15 protein-coding genes and 1 pseudogene are annotated in these 19671 nt (G+C 73.5%); 2 read left to right on the plus strand and 14 right to left on the minus strand.

The features are described from left to right. Nucleotides 1-112: 112 nt before the first annotated feature. Nucleotides 113-211, minus strand: a pseudogene (locus tag G5C51_RS44225) (Hsp20/alpha crystallin family protein); the annotation flags it as partial. Between the two features lie 44 nt (nt 212-255). On the opposite strand from G5C51_RS44225, the gene G5C51_RS01920 reads away from it, so the two are divergent. Next, on the plus strand, nt 256-909 hold the full coding sequence (locus G5C51_RS01920; RefSeq protein ID WP_165230422.1) for a TetR/AcrR family transcriptional regulator: 654 nt from the start codon (nt 256-258) through the stop codon (nt 907-909). 15 nt (nt 910-924) lie between these two features. On the opposite strand, the gene G5C51_RS01925 is transcribed toward G5C51_RS01920, so the two are convergent. The 8 genes from G5C51_RS01925 to G5C51_RS01960 form a co-directional block, all read right to left on the minus strand. Continuing rightward, nucleotides 925-2172 carry a PQQ-dependent sugar dehydrogenase gene (locus G5C51_RS01925; RefSeq protein ID WP_165230425.1) on the minus strand — a complete coding sequence of 416 codons (1248 nt, stop codon included), beginning with the start codon at nt 2170-2172 and terminating at the stop codon, nt 925-927. Nucleotides 2173-2205: 33 nt separating this feature from the next. Beyond that, entirely contained in the window at nt 2206-3645 is a 1440-nt protein-coding gene (locus G5C51_RS01930) for an outer membrane protein assembly factor BamB family protein (RefSeq protein ID WP_165230428.1), read from the minus strand. 105 nt (nt 3646-3750) lie between these two features. After that, nucleotides 3751-4386, minus strand: a complete 636-nt coding sequence (locus G5C51_RS01935) for a hypothetical protein (protein ID WP_165230431.1) — start codon at nt 4384-4386, stop codon at nt 3751-3753. A gap of 37 nt (nt 4387-4423) precedes the next feature. Then, nucleotides 4424-4759 (minus strand): DUF4260 domain-containing protein, encoded by a 336-nt coding sequence (locus G5C51_RS01940; RefSeq protein ID WP_240929315.1) that lies wholly within the window; start codon nt 4757-4759, stop codon nt 4424-4426. A gap of 102 nt (nt 4760-4861) precedes the next feature. Further along, nucleotides 4862-8293 (minus strand): protein kinase domain-containing protein, encoded by a 3432-nt coding sequence (locus tag G5C51_RS01945; RefSeq protein WP_165230434.1) that lies wholly within the window; start codon nt 8291-8293, stop codon nt 4862-4864. Next, nucleotides 8290-9651, minus strand: coding sequence for a protein kinase domain-containing protein (locus tag G5C51_RS01950; protein ID WP_165230438.1), 1362 nt, complete (start codon nt 9649-9651; stop codon nt 8290-8292). The genes G5C51_RS01945 and G5C51_RS01950 overlap by 4 nt, the downstream gene beginning before the upstream one ends. After that, entirely contained in the window at nt 9648-11981 is a 2334-nt protein-coding gene (locus G5C51_RS01955) for an AAA family ATPase (RefSeq protein ID WP_165230441.1), read from the minus strand. Before G5C51_RS01955 ends, G5C51_RS01950 begins: the two co-directional genes overlap by 4 nt. An 83-nt stretch (nt 11982-12064) precedes the next feature. Further along, a complete protein-coding gene (locus tag G5C51_RS01960; protein ID WP_165230444.1) occupies nt 12065-12808 on the minus strand; it encodes a TetR/AcrR family transcriptional regulator in 744 nt (247 codons plus the stop codon). An 82-nt stretch (nt 12809-12890) separates the two neighbouring features. On the opposite strand from G5C51_RS01960, the gene G5C51_RS01965 reads away from it, so the two are divergent. Then, nucleotides 12891-16358: a WD40 repeat domain-containing serine/threonine protein kinase gene (locus G5C51_RS01965; protein ID WP_165230447.1), complete on the plus strand. Its 3468-nt coding sequence runs from the start codon at nt 12891-12893 to the stop codon at nt 16356-16358. A 20-nt stretch (nt 16359-16378) separates the two neighbouring features. Here the strand turns inward: G5C51_RS01965 and G5C51_RS01970 are convergent, their stop codons facing one another. The 5 genes from G5C51_RS01970 to G5C51_RS01985 all read right to left on the minus strand — a co-directional run bounded on the left by G5C51_RS01970 (nt 16379) and on the right by G5C51_RS01985 (nt 19670). Next, nucleotides 16379-16969, minus strand: a complete 591-nt coding sequence (locus G5C51_RS01970) for a hypothetical protein (RefSeq protein ID WP_165230450.1) — start codon at nt 16967-16969, stop codon at nt 16379-16381. 48 nt (nt 16970-17017) lie between these two features. After that, entirely contained in the window at nt 17018-17644 is a 627-nt protein-coding gene (locus G5C51_RS01975) for a TetR/AcrR family transcriptional regulator (protein ID WP_165230453.1), read from the minus strand. Between the two features lie 58 nt (nt 17645-17702). Continuing rightward, entirely contained in the window at nt 17703-18647 is a 945-nt protein-coding gene (locus G5C51_RS42465; RefSeq protein WP_206313310.1) for a hypothetical protein, read from the minus strand. A 97-nt stretch (nt 18648-18744) separates the two neighbouring features. After that, on the minus strand, nt 18745-19086 hold the full coding sequence (locus G5C51_RS42470; protein ID WP_206313311.1) for a DUF6114 domain-containing protein: 342 nt from the start codon (nt 19084-19086) through the stop codon (nt 18745-18747). Then, nucleotides 19077-19670 carry a DUF6230 family protein gene (locus G5C51_RS01985; RefSeq protein ID WP_165230456.1) on the minus strand — a complete coding sequence of 198 codons (594 nt, stop codon included), beginning with the start codon at nt 19668-19670 and terminating at the stop codon, nt 19077-19079. Before G5C51_RS01985 ends, G5C51_RS42470 begins: the two co-directional genes overlap by 10 nt. Nucleotide 19671: the final 1 nt, after the last annotated feature.

Here is a 19671-nt window from a genome sequence, read left to right on the forward strand (position 1 = left end):
CGACGTCACCGAGCACGCCGTTCCAACGTTGTAATCGCGCCGACAGCCCGGACAGTACCGACCGTGGCGGCCGCTGCACAAGGGCCGCTCCCGGCTCGCGATCAGGGAGTCGTGACCGGCCGGCACAATTCGGCGCGGCCACCGGGCGCTCCATCGTGCCGAACACCTGCTGGGCCAGGCGGTCGAACTCGCGGAAGGGGTCGGTTCGCAGCCGCCGCTCGGAGGTATTTGCATTCCCGGTGCTAGTATCCGGCCGTGGCACGCGACCGAGCAGCGAGACCGAGTACGAAGCCCGCGAACCCCGCCGCCGAGCCGGCCGACGGGCGGGCAGCCCGCTCGCACCGGACCCGGCTGGCCATCATCGACGCGATGCGGGCGCTGCACGCCGAAGGCGAGTTGCGGCCGACCGCGCGGGCCATCGCGCAGCGCGCCGAGGTGTCGCTGCGCACGGTGTGGCAGCACTTCGCCGACCTGGAGACGCTGCTCGCCCACGCGGGCGAGCGGGACCATCAGGTGCTGCTGTCGCTGACCAGGCCGATCTCCCCCGAACAGCCCCTGGAGGCCCGTATCGAGGCCTTCGCCCGGCACCGGGCCCGGCTGCTGGAGAAGATGACGCCCAGCTGGCGGGCGGCCCGGCTGGAGGAGCCGTTCTCCAAGGAGCTGCAGCGCATCAAGGCGCGCACCTTCGCGCTCGCCCGGGACCAGGTGGCGACGGTGTTCGGCCCGGAACTCGACCGGCTGGACGAGCCGGAGCGGACGCGGCTGCTGGACTGCCTGGTGGCCGCCGGGTCCTGGGAGCACTGGGACGCGCTGCGTACCGGCCTGAAGCTCTCCCGCCCCGCGGCGCGGGAAGTGCTGGTGACCTCGGTGACCGCACTGCTCGCCCGGACCGGCGCGGACGTCGGCTAGCCGTCCGCGCCGAGCTCACCACCGCGCCCGCCAGACGCCGCCGCTACCGGCGGTGGCGGCCAGCCGGCCCCGCGCGCCGGGCTCGAAGTGGCCGAAGTCCAGCACGTACAGCTGCCCGTCAGGGCCGAAGGCGACGTCGATGGGGCGCTTGAGCGCGGGGGTGGGCAGGACGGTGTGACTCCAGTCGTCGGGGTCGACGACGGCGAGGGCGCGGCCGGAGCGCGGGCCGGAGGGGGCGGTGAGCGGAATCTCGTCGCCGAAGAGGGCCACCACGATGGACCCGTCCGGGGCCAGCGTCATCTTCACCGCGGCGGAGTGCGGCGCGAAGGCGAGCAAGGGGGCTTCGGGGGGCGGGAGTTCGTGGTGGTTGGCCAGGACGAACTCCGGCGGTGGGCTGCCCTCCGGCCGGTAGCGCGGGTCGGTGACCGGCACCCCGCCGATGAAGTCCGGCCAGCCGTACCAGGCGCCCGCGCGCACCTCGTACAGCAGCTCCGGCGCCCCGCCCACCGGGCGGCTGCCGCGGTCGTTGGCGCCCTGGTCGGTGACCAGCAGCCGGCCGTCGGGCAGGAACAGCAGCCCGTACGCATTGCGCAGCCCCCACGCGACGAGCCGGAGGTCGCTGCCGTCCGGCGCACAACTCATCACCGCAGCGGTGCACGGCAGCGCGGCCGGGATCCGGGTCCCGGCCGGGTGCACGCTGCCGAACGGCGCGAACGGCCCGGTGACCGCCCGGTCGCCGCCTTCGCGCGGGTCGTCGGTCTCTACGGCGACCGCGCGCAGTTCGATGTCGCGCCCGGGGATGTCGAGCGGATGCGGCAGCCGCTTCAGCCAGCCGATGTCGAGCGCGTCCAGGCCGATGACACCCGTGTTGGTGGCGGCTCCCTGGCTGAAGTACAGCCGGCCGTCAGGGCCGAAGGCGGTCATGTTGGTCTGGTAGTTGCCGCCACCGGGCAGCTGGTCTAGCACCGGCTCCGGAGTGCCGCCGTCGAGCGGGAGGCGCAGGATCCGGCCGGGATTGCCGCCCTCGGATACGTACAGGGCACCGTCGTACACGGTGACTCCGTTGACCGGCGCCCGCAGCCCCTCGGCGATGAGCTCGCGGCGGCCGTCACGTAGCCGCCAGATGCCGCCGCCCGGCGTCGCCCCGCCGAACGGCAGCCCGGACTCGGCCACGTAGAGCCGGCCCCGGTCGTCGAAGGCGAGAGACGTGGGGAAGCCGAAGCCCTTCTCGTACGGCTCGAGGGTCGGCGGGGTGGTGCGCATGGGCGACTCCTTGCGTCACACGGAAAGGTGCGGTCAGTACAGGCCGAACGAGCGCAGCCCGCCGGGCGCGGTGGCGCCCCAGGTCCAGCCGTAGCCGACGTAGATCCGGCCGCCGGAGATCGTCGGCCCGCCGGCCGCGCCCTTCTCGATCACCGTGGCGCCGTCCGGGGTGCCGATGTACTTCGCGAGCAGCGTGCGGCCGGTCGCGGCGCTGTGGGCGCGCAGGATTCCGTCCCACGTGGTGAAGTACAGAACGCCGTTGGCCACCGCGACACCGCCGAAGCCGCCATCCGGCAGGTCCTGCTGCCACTTGATCCGCCCGTCGGCCGCGTTGACCGCGAACAGCTTCGCCGCGGTGGGGCGGGCATCGGCGCGACTGGTCGCCGTCATCTCGGTGTTGCCGACCGCATAGATCGTGCCGTCCGCGTACGCCGTGGTGTGCTCGATGCCGCCCAGCGTCGTGCCCTTGACCAGCTCCTTCGACCACACCAGCTTGCCGGTCCGGGCGTCGAAGACCTTATACGTGCCGCCCTTGTCGCCGCAGCCGACCAGCCGCTTGCCGCCGACGGTGAACAGGTTCGGGGCGGCGCCGAGGTCGGCGTCCTTGCCCTCCGGGTGCTCGGCGCCGAAGACGTCGCCCGCCGTGTACTGGTGGTACCAGGCGATCTTCCCGGTCCGGTAGTCGAGCGCGACCAGCGAGTCCGACATCGGAGCGGTGGTGTCGGTGTACGACTGCCCGGTGCCGATGTAGGCAAGGCCCAGTTCGGTGTCGACGGCGGCCGTGGACCACACCGACACCCCGTCGCACTTCCCGGTGCACACCGGCGTACGCCACTTCACGGCGCCGGTCTTCGCGTCCAGCCCGACGACGCTGCCCTGGAAGGGCGGATCGGCCGGGCTGAAGACCTGGAACGAGGCGCTGCCGATGATCAGCGTGTCGCCCGCGACGACGGGCGAGGACCAGATCAGATCATTGGGCGCGGCCTCGATGTCCGTACCCCACTTCTTCGCCCCGGTCGCGCGGTCGACGGCGAAGACATTGCCGCCGTACCCGGCGGTGTAGACGGTGTTCCCCGAGACGGTGGGCGAGCCGGGCAGCTGGGCCGGCAGCAGCTTCGTCTGCCAGACCTGGGCGCCGCTCTTGGCGTTGCGGGCGGCCAGGTTCCCGGCGAAGTCCGAGTTGTAGACCACCCCGTCGGCTACGGCCGGGGTGGACGTCACGGCCGCGCCCGGCGCGTTCCACTGCTCGCGTACGCCGCCCACATTGGTCGGCCCGAGGACCAGCTCGGAGGCATGCCGGGTGTTGGCCGGGTCGTGCCCGAACGACGGCCAGTCGGCCCCCGGATAGGCACTGCGCGCATCCGGCAGCGGCGCGGCATCCGACCCGCTCAGCGTCGTCGCGGCGAGCACGAGCCCGCCGGCGACGGCTGCCAGGACGGTCCTCGGTTTCCTCGTCTTCATGTGCAGGCCCATGGGGTCTTCCCTGCCTTCCTGGGGAGGGGGCGGCTCAGGCCGTGCAAGTTCCAGCACTGGGAGTGCAGGAAGTCGAAGCGGAACGCGAGTATGCTCTTATCGCACTCAGGATGCAATATCTTGCCGCCTGCCGAGCACCACCACCCAGACGAGCAGGAGGGGCAGGGAGAGATACGCGGCAGGCGCCAGGGCGGTGGACAGGAGCAGATAGCCGATGCCGGAGAGGGTTATCGCGGCGGCGAGCGTCCAGCCCACGACCACTTCCCAGCGGCGCAGCAGCTGTCTCCCCCGGGCGGCGAGGCAGGCGGCCACGGCGAGCGCGGCGAGGGCGAACATCTTGAGACCGTCCACGCGCTGGACGGTCTCCCAGAGCGCGGCCGTGGTGCCCGGTGCGGCGGAGTCGGCACCGGAGATGGCGATCAGTTCGAGGACGAGCTGCACGGCGGCGAGGGCGGCCGCGGCCAGGCCGGACCAGCCGGCGATACGGGCGGTGCGGTTGCCGGCGCGGCGGGCCCGGCCGAGCAGGCCGGCGGCGACGACGGCGAGACCGGCGGGGGCCAATCCGTGGACGAGGACGGCTTGAGCGATGGCCTGGGCGGAGTGGTCCGCGTAGGCGGTGGCGATCTCGGTGTGCGAGTCGCCGAGTTCAGGGGTGGCGCCCCAGGCGATGGCGATTCCGGCGAGCCAGCCGGCGGCGTGGGTGTAGCCGGCGACGCGGGGAGTGGCGGCGGTGGCGTTCATACGGGTTCTCCTTGAAGTCGGGCGGTGCGGTGCGTGGTCAGCGGCGGCGGAGCGTCCGGGTGATGGCGATGCGGGTGAGCCAGCCGAGGCCGGCGGTGAACAGCGGGGGCCAGACGACCGGGGTGACCGTGTAGAGGACGAGCACGGCGAGCGGGAGCGAGGCGAGGTGCGCCCAGCGGTGGCGGCGGAAGAGGTCCGGCACGGCGAAGAAGGCGATGGCCGCGGCGGTGGTCGGCAGCCCGTACTTCTGGGCCTCGAAAATGGCGAATGCGGCGAGGAAGAGGGTGAGTGCGCCCCAGGCGATGCGGCGGGTCCAGGTCAGGACGGCGAGGGCGGGGGCGGTGGTGTGGTTCATGGCGGTCATGGCGGTCATGGCGGTCTCCTCGGATCTGCGGCTAACAGCGTTAGCCTGTCGTGAGACCAATATGAGGCTAACGCCGTTAGCCGTCAATCCCCGTGGGGTAGCGAATCCTTGTCAGCGGCCGGCCGGGAACCGAGCCAACTCCCAGTCCAGCTCCCACAGTCGGGGCGCGACACCGCGGGCCGAGGTCAGCAGGCGGTGGCCGTGGGCGGTCGGCACGGCGGCCTCGACCCAGCTGGTCAGGCCCTCGATGATGCGCACGCTCCGGCCCGTGACCACGTCCCACACCACCGCCGTCTCGTCACGGCCGCCGGTGACCGCGAAGCGGCCGTCCGGAGTGAAGCGGACCGTCACCGGGTCGTGGCCGTGGCGGTCGGTGTCGTAGCGGAATTGGCGGATCTGGGTGCCGCTCGCCACGTCCCAGAGGCGGATCACCGCCTCGCCGGTGCTGCCCGCGGTGAGCAGCAGCCGCTCGTCCGGGCTCAGGCACAGCGCCGCCACGCTGAAGAGGTGGGCCTTGATGCGGTGCAGCAGGCGGCCGGTGGCCAGGTCGGTGAGGCGTACGTAGCCGTCCAGGCCCGCGGCGGTCGCGGCCAGGCGGCCGCCCGCCTGGGCCCAGACTGTGGCGGCGATGCCGCTCGGCTGCCCCTGGAGGCGGTCGTCCCCCGGCTCCTCGGTCGCCGACCAGCGCAGCTCCCCCGTGGTCAGGTCCCGCAGGTGTACGGAGTCGTCGCCGGAGCCGATCATCGCGAGCGTCTCGTCGCCGGCGAAGCAGGCGGTACGGGAGTGGTGGTCGGTGCCGTCCAGTACCCGAAGGCAGGCGCCGGTGCCGGTGTCCCACAGCCGCACCTCGCCGCGCGACGCGGTCAGCAACCGGCGGCCGTCGGCGCTGAGGGAGACCTGGCGAACGGGGTGGGACTTGTTCCGCTCTGGGTCCGGGTGCGGGCGCTCCGGGAGCCGCATCTCGCGCAGCAGGGTGCCCACTTCCGCGTCCCAGATCTTGATCTCGCCGAGGTAGCCGCCGGTGGCGGCCACCCGGCCGTCCCCGGTCACGTCTACCGACATCACCCCGGTTTCGCCGAGCGTCCGGCCCGGCCACGCCGCGCGCAAGCCGGTGCGGCGCAGCACCGCCGCCAGCCGCCGCCAGGCGGCGAGCACCTCCGGCTCGCGCTCGTAGCCGGGCGTGGCGCGGACCGCGGCCAGCAGCCGCACGGCCTCGCGGTGCCGTCCTGCCACCCGCTCCGCCTCGGCCTCGGCCAGGCGGTCGGTCACCCGCGTTGCCAGCCGGGCCAGTTCGGGCTGCGCGCGGGGGCGGCCGAGGGCGGGCGGCGCGGCGTAGGCGGAGGGCAGCTGCCAGCGGTGCAGCGCGCTGTTGCGGCCCGCGGACATGGCCGTACGGGCGTCGCCGGCGAGCCGGACGTCGGCCACCGGCAGCGACTCGAGGAGGCCGAGCGGCGCCGGCGGACCCGTGCTGCCGGGCTTGTAGAAGGTGCGCAGGCACTGGCCGGTGTCCAGGTCCCACAGCCGGACGGACTGGTCGGACGCGCCGGACAGCAGCCGCCGGGCGTCCGCGTCGAACGACAGCGCCGCGACACCGTACTTGTGCCCGCTGAGGGTGCGCACGGGTCGGCCGGCCGGCAGGTCCCAGACGTGAATCGGGCCGTGGTTGGTGCCGATCGCGGCGAGCCGTCCGTCGCGGCTCAGCCGCAGCGCCGTCGGCTGGTGCTGCTCGGGCAGCACGGTGAGGTGGGTCCGGTCTCCCCCGGCCGGATCCAGGACGGCGAGCTGCCGGGTGAGCGCCAGCACCAGCCGCGTACCGTCCGGGCCGAACTCGGCCGCCGCGCCCTGCTCTTCCTCGGCGAGCACGGCGCGGGCCCCGGTGCGCAGATCGAACAGCACCGCGACGCCGTCGCGCACCCACAGCAGCCGCCCGCCATCGGGGGCGAGTCGGATCGCGGCGCGGGAGAGCGTGTCCCAGTCGCCGCCGGTGCCGTACGGGGCGTCGAGCGTGTGCAGGCAGGCGCGGGAGTCGAGGTCCCACACCCGCAGCGTGCCGTCCTCGCCCGCCGAGGCCGCGAGCCGGGCGTCGGCGGTGACGTCCACGGCGCGCACCCGGGACCGGTGGCCGTCGAGGGCGCGCAGCAGCTTCCCGGTGGCCGGATCCCACAGCGATACGGTCCCGTTGGCCTTGCCCAGGACCACACCCCGGCCCCCGGTCGCGAACCGGGCCGTGCCGTCGGCGGGCAGCAGGCTCGGGACGTAGGCCGCCTCGACCTCGACGCCGCGCGCGTCCACGACCCGGCCGGAGTCGAGCGCGCGCACCACCTCCCGCACCTCCGGCTCGTCGCGCGGCAGCTGCTCCAGCAGGCCGCGGGCGGCATCGAGGTCACCGCGCTCCAGATGCACCTGGGCGAGCAGCAGCCGCGCCCGCCACGAGTCCCCCACGGCCGTACGGACCGACTCCAGTTCGGTCACCAGGCCGACGTCGGAGACCTCACCGCGGCGCCAGCGCAGCAGCCCGGCGTTGTACGTGGCCCGCGGATGCTGCGGGTCGGCGGCGAGCGCGGCCGCGAAGGAGCGGGTGGCGCCGTCGGGGTCGCCGAGGTCGAGCAGGGAGAGGGCGTGGTTGTTGTGGCCGTCGGCGCGCAGGTCGGTCAGGCGGGGTTCGGGGCGCGGATACGGGCGGCCGAACAACTGGGCATACACCGCGGCGAGTTCGCCGGCGACGGCGGTCATGGAGGCCGGGCGGTCGGCGGCGTCCGGGCGCAGGCAGCGCGCGAGGAGGCGGGCCAGCAGCGGCGGCAGGACCGGCAGGCCGTCCTCCTCGGGGCCCTCGTACGCCTCCAGCACCGCGCCCGCGGCCGGACCGGCCGGCCACAGCACGCCGCCGGTGAACATCTCCAGCACCGTCACCGCGAAGCTGTACACGTCACTGCACCGCCCGACGCTGCCGCCGGCCGCCTGCTCCGGCGAGGCGTACGGCGGGGTCATGCCGCCGCCGGCGGCAAGGCCGAAGTCGGTGAGCTTCGCGGTGCCGCCGTCGCCGAGGAGGATGTTCGCGGGCTTGACGTCCAGATGCGGCACCCCGGCAGCGTGCGCGTGCTCCAGTCCCCACGCGGTCTGCACCGCGATGTCGAGGATGCGCGCGAGCGCCTCGTCCGGCTCGCCCTCGTACAACCGCCGCCCGGCGATCCGCTCCGCGAGACTGCCCCCGGGCACGTACTCGGCGAAGAGCCGAGGCACACCGCCGAGGGTGCGCACGTAGTGGCAGGCGCAGACGTGCGGATGCGGTCCGAGCGACACCCACGTCTGCGCCTCGGCGGCGAAGCGGTCTCGCGCCACCGGGGCCGACAGCGGGCTCTTGACGGCGAGTTCGGTGCGCCAGCCGAGGTGCCGGACGCGATGCACCACGCCCATGCCGCCGCGGCCGAGCACGCCGAGCACCTCGTACTTGCCGTCGATCACGGCGCCGGTCCGCCACTCGCCCCCGCCGGTCGCGGTGTCCGGTGCGAACCCGGCAGGCCGCGTCACCTGCCCGTCGCTCACCGCCCCGCCCGCTCCAGCGCCCGGCGCAGCTCCCCCGCACTCTGGAAGCCGATCTCCGGCCGCTCCACCAGCGCCCGGTCGATGACCTCGGCCAGCTCCCCGGGAATGCCCGAATCCCGCCGCCGGATCGGGATCGCCGGCTCCTGCAGCACCACGTGCCACGGGTCCTTCCCGCGCGGGAACTCACGCGGCAGCGCCCCGGTCAGCATGTGATACAGGCAGGCCGCCAGCGCCCATACGTCCACAGCCGGCGCCGCCTTGCGGAAGTTGATCACCTGCTGCCGCGGCATGAACGTCGGCTTGCCCGCGGTCGCCCCGGTCCGCGTCAGTCCGCTCAGCCCCGCCTGGTCGAAGGCCTTCCCGATCCCGAAGTCCGCGATCTTCGCGGTGAGGGACCCGTCGCCCTCCTCGTGCAGCAGGATGTTGGACGGGCTCAGGTCGCGGTGCACCACCCCCTGCTCATGGGCGTGCTCCAGGCCCTTGAGCGCCTGCACCGCGATCCGCACCGCCTCCCCCGCCGGCAGCCGCCCGCCGCGCTTCTCCAGCAGCCGGTCCAGGCTGCCGCGGATGCAGAACTCGGTGGTCAGGTAGAAGGTGCCGTTGGCGAACCCGGCGTCGTGCAGCGACGCCACATGCCGGTGCTTGAGCGCCCGGGTCAGCGCCACCTCGCGCAGGAAGCGGGCCCGCGCGGTCGCGCTCGCGGCCACCTTCGGCAGCATCACCTTCAGCGCCACCTCCGCGCCGGTCGACTCGTGCCGGGCGAGGTAGACCGCGCCCATCCCGCCGCGGCCCAGCTCCCGGAGCACGACGTAGCCGCGGATCGAGTCCAGGTCGGGGCGCCCGCCCTGGGCCAGGTCCAGCAGCAGGTTCAGCACCGCCGCCGGCTCGGCCTGGCAGGCCGCGCAGAGGATCTCACCGGCGCGGCCGCCCGCCTCCTCGCCGACCTCGCGGCCGCACTTGGCGCACTGGGCGAGCACCAGGGTGGCCTGCCGCGCGATGCCGATGCGCAGCACGGTCTCGCCCAGCCGGATCTCGTCGCCGTCTGCCAGGTCGTGCTCGGGATACGACTCCGCCGCGGCCTGCTCGGGGGTGAGGCCCTTGCGCCGCTGGCCGATCTTCTCGCCGTTGACATAGGTGCCGTTGAGGCTGCCGAAGTCGCGGATGCGGATGTCCGGCGGGTTGATGTCCAGCAGGCAGTGGTGGCGGGAGACGGTCTTGTGGTGCGCGTCGTCCGGCACCCGCGGCGCGCAGTCGGCGGAGCGGCCGAGCACACAGGTCGTACGCTCGTCGAAGACGTACTCGCCGGGCTCGAGGCGGCCCTTGACGAGGGTGAGGGTGACGGCGGCCGGGGACGTCATCGTTCTCCTTCGGGTCGTACGGGACCGGTGGTGAAGTCCAGCTGCCCGTCCGCGGCGTCGGCCCGTACGGCCGCGCCGTCGGCAAGGTCACCGGCAAGCAGCGCGCGGCCCAAGGGCTGGACCAGCAGCCGCTCGACCGCCTGCTCCAGCGCGCGGGCACCGGCCCGGGCCCCGGAGGCCCGGCCGAGGAACAGCCGGCGGGCGGCCCCGGTGAGGGTGAGGTCGACGCGGCGGCCGGCCAGCCGCTCGCCGACCTGGGCGAGCAGCTTGTCCAGGATCTGCTCCAGGGCGGCGTCGTCCAGCGGCGCGAAGACCACCACGCGGCCGATCCGGCCGAGGAGTTCGGGCCGCAGCTCCTGGTGGAGGGCGGCCATGACCGGCTCGGCAGCGGCCTTCGCGGAACGCAGGAAGCCGAACGCCCCACCCGCCGCGGCCGCGCCCGAGCCCAGGTTGGTGGTGAGGATGACGACGCTCTCGTTGAACGGCACCCGCCGCCCGCGGGCGTCCGTCAGCTGCCCCTCGTCGCAGATCTGCAGCAGGATGTCGAGCACCTCCGGGTGCGCCTTCTCCACCTCGTCGAAGAGCACCACGCTGTGCGGGTGGTCCCGCAGCGGTCCGCTGAGCTGCCCCTCGCGGTCGTGGCCGACATAGCCGGGCGGGGCGCCCAGCAGCCGCGAGATCGAGTGCCGCTCCTGGTACTCGGACAGGTCGATGCGCACCAGCCGTCGCTCGTCCTCGAAGAGGAACTCGGCGAGCGCCTTGGCCAGTTCGGTCTTGCCGGTGCCGGTGGGCCCGGCGAAGAGCAGCACGCCGACCGGGCGGCGCGGATCGCCGAGACCCGACCTGCCGGTGCGCACCGCCTCGGCGACGGCCCGTATCGCCTCCTCCTGACCGACCACGCGGCGGCGCAGATGCTCCTCCATCGCCAGCAGCCGCCCCGCCTCGTCCGCCGCCACCCGCTCCAGCGGCAGCCGGGCCCGCTCGGCGACGGCCGCGGCGACCTCCTCCCGGCCGATGCGTACGGGCCCGGCGGGTGGGGGCGAAGTGTCGGGGGTGAGGGTGCGGATGCGGGCGGCGGCGCACGCCTGGTCGAGGGCGTCGATGGCCTTGTCCGGCAGCCGCTGCTCCGGGAGATGGCGGACGGTCAGGTCCACGGCGGCCGCGGCCGCCTCCGCGTCGATGTCCACGCCGTGGTGGCCGGCGAGCGACTCCAGCAGCCCGGCGAGGATCTCCACCGCCTCCGCCCGGCTGGGCTCGTCCACCCAGATCACCTCGAACCGCCGCTGCAGCGCCGGGTCGTCCTCGATGTCGCGGCGGTACTCCCCCGGCGTCGTGGCGCCGATGCAGCGCAGATCGCCGCGGGCGAGGGCGGGCTTGAGGATGTTCGCGGCATCGCTCGCGCCGCGGCCGCCGGCGTGCAGCACGGTGTGCAGCTCGTCGATGAAGAGGATCACCTCGGGCGAACTGCGGGCCTCCGCGAGGACCTTCTGCAGCCGGTCCTCGAAGTCGCCGCGGTGCGGGGCGCCGGCCACCAGCGCGGCCATGGACAGCTCGACGATGCGGGCGCCGGCCAGCTCCGCGGGCGCGTCGGCGGCGGCCAGCCGGGCGGCAAGGCCCTCGACCAGGCCGGTCTTGCCGGTGCCTGCGTGGCCGACGAGGACGGCGTTCGCCTTGCGCTGGCGGAGCAGGACGCGGGCGAGGGCGCGCAGTTCGGGGCCGCGGCCGATCAGCGGCGGCAGCTTGCCGTCGCGGGCGAGCGCGGTGAGGTCACGGCCGTACCGGTCGAGGAGCGGGGTCTTGCTGTCCGTAGCGGCATCGCCGGGGAAGAAGGCGGCCACCGGGTCGCTGATCCCGTGGCCCGCAAGCACCTTCAGGCCTACGGGCGTCAGTGCCTCCAGCGCCGCCCGCAGCAGGTCCACCGCGCTCACCGTCGCCGCGCCGGACCGCTCCGTCGCGCGGGTGAACACCCGGCGGGCGGCGCGGCTGCGGTGCGGCACGCCGCCCGCCCCTGCCCCGGCCGCACCGCTCGCGGCGAGCGCGTCGCGCAGACCGCGGCGCAGCTGCCGCGGGTGCACGCCGGCGGCGTCGAAGCGCTCCCGTACCCGCACGGCATCGGCCGCGACGGCCGCGCGCTCGGCGGCGCTCGGGCCGCGGCGCCCCAGCACGTCGTCCAGGTCCCGCCGGCACAACGTGCCGAGCCCCACCAGCAGATGGTCCGGCTCCACCGCCGCCGCCCGGCCCACGCGGGCCTCCAGCCGCGCCCGGCCGAGCACGAAGACGACGCTGTCCGCGTACGTGCCGCCGCCCCTGCCGCTCCCGCTCCCGCTCATTCGCGATCCCCCGTTCTCCGCACCCGGAGGCACGGTAATCCATTACGGTGGCGGACATAACAATGTCATGCGGCGATACGGGATCAACCCGGGCGGCGCGGGCGAGGCCCGCGCCTGGTCCCCGGAAGCGCGCCGGCCGCCGGGGCCGGCGTCCGGAAGGTCTCCGGGTCGGGGGCGGCGGCGACCATCGAGCCCTCGGCCGCCTCCCGTTCGTCGCCCAGGCCGACCAGGAGGTTGACGCAGTGCGGGGCGAGGATGTCGAAGACCCCCTGGCCGTCGTAGCCGAACCAGCCGCTGACCTCCAGCAGCACGAAGCCGTGCACCATGGTCCACAACTGCCCGGCGACGGCGCTCGCGTCGTCCTCCCGGAGCCGGCCGGCCGCCATCGACCGGCGGACCACGGTGACCAGCTGCTCGAAGGAGGCGTTGGCGATCGGCGCCGGGCTCGCGCTGCGCTCGGCCGTCAGGTCGTGCACCGGCGGCAGCCCGGCTCCGGGCGCGGTCGCACCGAACATGAGCCGGTAGCGCTGCGGATGGGCGAGCGCGTAATCCCGGTAGGCCAGGCCGATGGCGAAGACGTCCTGCACCGGGTCGGTGGTCCGCGGCGCCTCGGCCAGCCGCCGGTCGAAGCGGGCGAACGCCTCCAGCGTCAGCGCCTCGTACAGCCCGGCCATGCCGTCGAAGTACGTGTAGACCGCCATGCTCGACGCCCCGATCTCGGCGCACACCTTGCGCGCCGACAGGCTCTCGGGCCCGCCGTCCTCGAGCAGCCGCAGGCCCGCGTCGACGAGACGGTCCCGGGTCGGCGGCTCCTTACGACGTGGCATGACGCAGTTATACCTGCCAGCGGTGGTTGAGGAATCATCCGCCTGGCGACCTTCGCACAGACCGGAACGGGGAGACCGAACGATGCGGGAAGCGTACGGCCACCAGGCCGGTGGCAGTTGGCAGGTCGGCGATGTCGTCGCCGGCCGCTACGAGGTGCTGCACCGGCACGAGCAGGGCGGCATGGGCGTGGTCCACCGGGTGCGGCACCGGGAGTGGGGCATCGACCTGGCGGTGAAGGCACCGCGCCCGGAGCTGCTTTCCGCGCCGGGGTTCCTGGAGAGCTTCGTCGCCGAGGCGGAGAACTGGGTGGCGCTGGGCCTGCATCCGCATGTCTGCGGCTGCCATTACGTGCGGCTGCTCGACGGCGTGCCGCGGGTATTCGCCGAGTACGTCGGCGGCGGCAGCCTCGCCGAGTGGATCGCGGACGGCCGCCTGTACGCGGACGGCGAGGCGGCGACGCCGCGGATCCTGGACATCGCGATCCAGCTCGCCTGGGGCCTCGACCACGCGCACAGCCGTGGCCTGGTGCACCAGGACGTAAAGCCCGCGAACGCCCTGCTGGAGGCCGACGGCACGGTGAAGGTGACCGACTTCGGTCTGGCCAGGGGCGCGGCCGGCCTCGGCGCCCCGCCGGAATCCGCTCCGGACCCCCTCGTCACACGCGCCGGCATGACCCTCCCGTACGCGTCCCCCGAGCAGCTCGCCGGCGACCGCCTCGGCCGGCGCACCGACGTCTACAGCTACGCCGTGTCCGTACTGGAGATGTTCACCGGCGGCGTGACCTGGATGGCCGGGCCGGTGGCGGGGGCGGCGCTGGACGCGTACCGGGAGGAGGGTCCCGCGGACGGGCGGCCCGGCATGCCGGACGAACTGGCCGGGCTGCTCGCGCGCTGCCTGGCCCAGGAGCCGGAGCAGCGCCCCGCGTCGCTGGCGGAGTGCGCGCGGGAGCTGACCGGGATCTACGCCCGGAGTACCGGCACGCCGTACGGCCGCCCCGCCCCGACCGCCGCCGACCTGCGGGCCGATGAGCTCGGCAACCGGGCCCTGTCGCTGCTCGACCTGGGCCGGACCGCGGAGGCCGAGGAGGCCTTCGCCGCGGCCCTCGCCGCCGACCCGCGGCATCTGGCGGCCACGTACAACCAGGCCCTGCATCGCTGGCGGAGCGGGACGATCACGGACGCGGAGGCGATCGCGGCCGTCACCTCGCTGCAGGCGGACGCGGACGTGGGGACCGGTACCGGTGCCGGTGACTGGGAGATCCGCAATCTGCTCGCCCAGCTGCATCTGGAGCGCGGCGACCGCCTCAACGCGCGGCGGCTGCTGCAGGACATGGAGCGCGAGCGGCCCGCCGCCGACGCGGCCGGACCGGTGCGCGACGCGCTGGAGTCGGGCTGGGGCGGCGAGGTCCGCGGGCTCGAGCGGCGCCCGCTGCCGTGGGGCGAGCGGGACGACTTCCGTACGAGCGCGGACGGGGCACTGGCGCTGTCCAGCGGCGGGGAAGGGCCGCTGCTGCTGTGGGATCTGGACAGCGGGGCATGCCGGGACACCTTCGACAGACACCGCAAGAAGGTCGTCGCCTTCGACGTCAGCGCCGACGGCCGGTTCGGCGTATCCGTCGACCAGGACGGCGTGCTGTGCTCCTGGGATCTCGCGGCGGGCCGGAGCCTGGGGGCCGCGCTGCCGCAGGGCAGTCCGAGCCTGGCCCGGTGGAAGTCCCTGCGGCTGAGCGGTGACGGCGGGATGGCCGCGACGCTGTTCAACGGCAGGCTCGCGGCCTGGGAGTTCCCCTTCGGCCGGCGGCAGACCTTCAGGAACGAAGTCCAAGAGGCCCAGTCCCGCGTCGAGATCAGCGCCGACGGCCGCCGGGCCGTGACCCTGGCGGGCAAGCTGAACGAGAGCGTCCGCGTATGGGACCTGGAAACCGGAAAGGCCATCTGGAAGGTGCCCGACGTGCATTACGTCAGCGGCGTCTGCCTGAGCTCCGACGGCCGCAGCCTGGCCGTGGCGACAACGGACAAGCTGCGCTACGCGATCCAGCTGTGGGACGTCGACACCGGCCGGCTGATCCGCACCCTGCTCGGACCGCAGGGAATGATGCACTACATCTCCGCGCTTGCGCTCGGGCGCGACGGCCGCTTCCTGCTGGCGGCGAGTGACGATCACCCCGCCATCTGGCTATGGGACACGGCCACGGGGCGCTGTCTGCGCACCTTCCACGGGCATGAAGAGGGCGTCGACCGCGTCCAGATGGCCCCGGACGGCCGCTCGGCGGTCTCCTTCGGCGGCGGCGAAGTGCGCCGGTGGGAATGGCATCTGCCCGCCGAGTTCACCGCGGCACCGCTGCTCAGCCGGCCGCGGGCGCCGCGCGAACTCGGCGATCACGGCCGCCGGGCACGGGAGTTGGTGGCCGCGGCCGAGCAGGCGATGTCGGAGGGCAGGAAGGCCACCGCGCTCGACGTCCTCCGGCAGGCCCGCGGCGTGCCGGGGCACGAGCGCTCCCCGCAGGTGCTGGCCGCCTGGCGCAAGCTCGGTACGCGGACGCGCCGCGTCGGGCTGCGCGCCGTATCCGCGGCCCGCAGCTGGCCCGGCGCGTTCCAGGGCTCCTCGCTCGCCATCTCCGGCGACGGGCGGATCGTGGCCTGCGCGGGCGATCGCGGCCAGGGGCCGATCCGCCTGTACAACACCGCCGACGGCACCCTGCTGCGCGAGCAGAAGATCAGCAGCGTGAGCTCGCTCTGGCTCAGCGCGGACGGCGAGCAACTGGCCGCCGGCAGCGGCCACCTGATGGGCGTCTGGCGGACGTCCGGCGGCCCGTGGCTGTACCGCCTGGACACTCGCAAGACCGGCGGCCGGGTGCCGGACCTTCGCGCCGGATACGGCACGGCGCTCCGCCGCTCGGTCGGCTTCGCCTACGACGGACGGGTCGCGCTCGGCATCTGCGGGGACGACGCGCTGCGGCTGTGGGACCTCGGCACGGGCACATGCCTGCGGACGCTGGCGAACGGGGGCAGCAAGCTCGTGGAGCATTTGTGGGTCAGCGCCGACATGCGGCAGGCCGTCTCCTTCGGCATGGACAAGACGGTACGCATCTGGAACGTGGTCAGCGGCGCCTGCGTGACCATCGAGCACCCGGACTCCTGGGTCGGCTCCGCCTGCCTCAGCCCCGACGGCAGCACGGTGCTCCTCACCGGCGACCATCTCGGCCACACCACGTGGCTCGCCGACGCCCGCACCGGGACGTTCATCAGGGGCTTCGACGACGTGATCGACCCTGACGAGCTCGACGACCCCGACGACCGGTCGGGCGAGGTGGGGGTGGGCCGCCTGACCTCCGACGGCCGTTTCGCGGTCACCGGAGACGAGTACGGGACCGTACGCATCTGGGAGACGGCCACCGGCCGCTGCGTTCACACCCTGGAAGAGCACGACGACGAGCTGTACGACCTGGCCCTCAGCGCCGACGACCGCTACCTGCTGACCGGCTCCCACGACGGCCTGCTACGCCTGTGGGAACTCGACTGGGAACTGGCCGCGGACGACGAAAGCTGAGAACGTCCGTCTACGACCTCTCAGCATGCCCCCTGTGCGACCTCCGCCTTGATCCGGTCCAGCGGCACCGTCTCAGCACCGTCCCCGGACCCGTTCGGGACGGTGATCGAGTCACTGCCGCGAGAGGTCTTGAGGGTCAGGCATTGCGGGTACTGCCCCTCCGCCGAGATGACGTACGAGTCGGCCCCCGACTCCTCCACCGTCAGTTGCTCCTCGGCCGCGAACTCGGTGTCGTTGGGCAGCGCCAGCTCGACGTCGCCGACGTCCACCGCGTCGTGCTGCATCTTCGGGGAGCTCTCCAGGTCACGGCCCGCCTGCTCGGCTGCCGCACGCACCTCGTCCTGACTCCACTTGGATTCGTCATGCACCACGATCCCGGCGCTGAGCACCTGATAGGTGGCGAAGGCCATCATCGCCGCCGCTGCGACGAAGGACAGGCGCTGCCGGCCGAGCGCGAGGTCCGAGGGTTCGTTCGCCTCGGGGTTGCGGTACCAGCGCGCCCGCCAGTTCCACCACAGCTTCCGTTGGTCGACGAAGGCCATGCCAAGGAAGGCAAGGGCCAGCAGACCGAGAAAGATACCGAGGCCGATCACGAACAGGTCCCCCATCATGCGCTGTCAGATCCGTGGAGGCTACTGCAATCCGTCCCGGGAGCAGACTCAGCCCAGCAGCCGGTCCGCCAGCTCGGCCAGGGGTTCCTCAAGAGCGCGGAGGGCGTCGAGGTCGCCGGTGACCAGGTGGGTAGTGACCAGTTGGGCGGTGGCGGCGACCAGGGCGTCGCAGGCGAAGCGGGCGTCCGGGGTGCGGGCGTCGAAGATGTCGGCGATGGCTTCCGCGAAGCGGCCCTGCACCTCGCGGCGGCGCTCCATCGCCTCGGGCCCGGCCGCGTACACCTCGACGAGGAAGACGCGGGCGAGCGCGGGCTCGTCGGCGAGCGTACGCAGATAGATGTGCAGCAGGCGGCGGAACTGCGCCGGCGGCGCGAGCGGCCCGCCGGCGGCGGCCTGCTCGAGACGGTCGTCGGCGGCCAGCTCCAGCAGCCGGGCGAGCACGTCCGTGCCGGTGTCGAGGGCCTGGATGAAACAGTCCTGCTTGGAGCGGAATTGCTGATAGAACGTCTCGCGGGAGACGCCGGCCCGCCGGATGATCTCGGCCACCGGCGTGCCGACATACCCCTTTTCCATCATTGCTTCCGCCATGGCAGCCAGCATCCGGCTCCGCTGCGAGGCGACGACCTGCTCACGGGAGAGATGGTGCCTGCCGCTGGGCAGGGGCGCGCTGGACATGGACGGACCCTAACAGTCGAAGAACAACCGCGTACACGAGGCCCTTGGCGTACGGAACTCACGGGTACGGGACGGGCACCGGCTCTCCCGCACTGCCCGGGCCCGGGTAGTCGACCGCCGCCTCGTGCTCCAGATGCCGGCCGAGCAGGAACCTCGGCGCGTGCTTCTCGTCCACGCAGACCCTCCAGGTCTTCGTGACGTCGTCGTCCGCCTTCAGGTCCGGCAGTTCGCGGCGCGACGTCTCGGTGACCCAGTCGACGCCGATGGCGCCGACGATGTGCGAGGTGAAGGTGACGTCGGCGCCGGAGATGGTGCGGCCGCCGGTGTTGCGGACGGTGAGGGTGACCTTTTCGCACCAGGGGACGTCGGAGGGGGCGCGTTCGAGGTCGGTGAGCTTCAGGTCGCCCGGCTGCTTCTCCGGGGGCCGCTCCTCGCGCCGGCCGGGCAGTCCTGGTCCGTTACGGTCCTCGCCCTTGTCCTTGTCCTTGCCCTCGCCCTTGGCCTCGCCCTCGTCCTCGCGATCGTCCTGCTTCCCCTCCGCCCGCTGCTCGTCCGCCGGCTTCGTACCGCCGTAGTCCAACTCCACCGCCGGCGCGCCCCTCGTCGTAATGCCGAGGTTGTCCACCTTGATGGAGTCCGTAGTGATCAGCGCCTGTTCGGCCCGCACCTTCGTCATGTAGACGAAGGGCGGCACGACCGGCGGCGCCGGCAGCGTCTCCGGGGAGAAGCTCAGGCACAGCGGCGTGCCCTGGATGCAGCCGGCGAAGCGCCGCATGTACAGCGTCACATGGCCGCGCATCTCGATCCGGTCGGCGGTCAGCTCTTGCTGCGCGCCGCCGGAGTCGCGGGTGCTGAGCCGGTAGTCGGTCAGAGTCGCCGCCTTCATCCGCAGCACGATCACCTTCATCGGCCCCTTCGCCGTCCGCACCTCCTCGGTGCCGGCGAAGGCGAAGCCCTCGGGCGAGAACCGGTCGGTGGTGATCGCGGCCGGCGCCAGCGCCACCCGACCGGCCCCGTCCGCGGGCGCGGCCTGCGCGTCGGAGGCGGTGGGATCGCCGACCGCGGTCAGCAGCGCGGCCGGGAGCAGCAGGCCGAGGAGCCTACGGCCCCGGCGCCGTGGCCGCGAACGACAGCACCGACAGCAGCAGCGCGTTGAGGCTCACATACGTCCTCGCATGTGGCGCCGCCCACAGAAAGCCACCGGCGAGAATCAGCGCCAGCCCGATCGCGATGGCCGCGAGCCCGCCGATGCCCAGCGAGATCAGCACGCCGAACGGGGACAGCGGCACGATCAGCAGCTCGGCCCCGGCGGCCATGAGCAGCAGCCCGCCCCAGAACGGCCGGTTCCGCCGCCAGCCGCGCAGCGCCGCCCGCAACTCCGGCTGCGGCAGCCGGGCGTCGAGCCGGGCGCCCCACTCGGCGCGCTTCGACGTCAGTAGCATTCCTTGCCGTCCAGCCCGAGGTTGATCCGCATTCCCTTGAGCTTGAAGTTCCCGCCCATGGCGGTCCAGGCGCGGGACCTCACGCCGGAGACGTTGACGTCGTCGACCTGCAGCCCGAATCCGCCCGCCTTGCCCTTCACGCCGGGGACGTTGTCGAGCGAGGCGGCGTCGCGGCCGATCTGCGCGCTGCCGAACTGCGAGTCGCCGGTGAGGTCGTCGGCGTCGATGACGAGCTTGTCGGCCGTGACCGGTCCGGCCTCCCCGCCCGCCTGCAGCCGGAACACCACGGTCCCGACGGGGGTCTTGACCTTGGTGGACTGGCAGATGGTGGACAGCTCCACGTTGTTCATGGCCAGCAGGGAGACCGGGTGCCCCTTGCCGTCCGCGGAACGGTCCACGTCGACGTACGAGGCGAGGCCATCGCTGCTCAGCTTCCCCGAACTGACCTTGAAGTTGGTGCCGGAGACCGCGAACGTCGCGGCCATCGCGCCCTCCGCCATCGCCACCCCCATCGCGCCCACGGCCAGCAGCGCGGGGACCGCGACCGCGGCCGATCTCCTGAAGTCGGTGCGTCCTTCGCTCACT

Source organism: Streptomyces coryli, assembly GCF_011044975.1.
Lineage (GTDB): Bacteria > Actinomycetota > Actinomycetes > Streptomycetales > Streptomycetaceae > Streptomyces > Streptomyces coryli.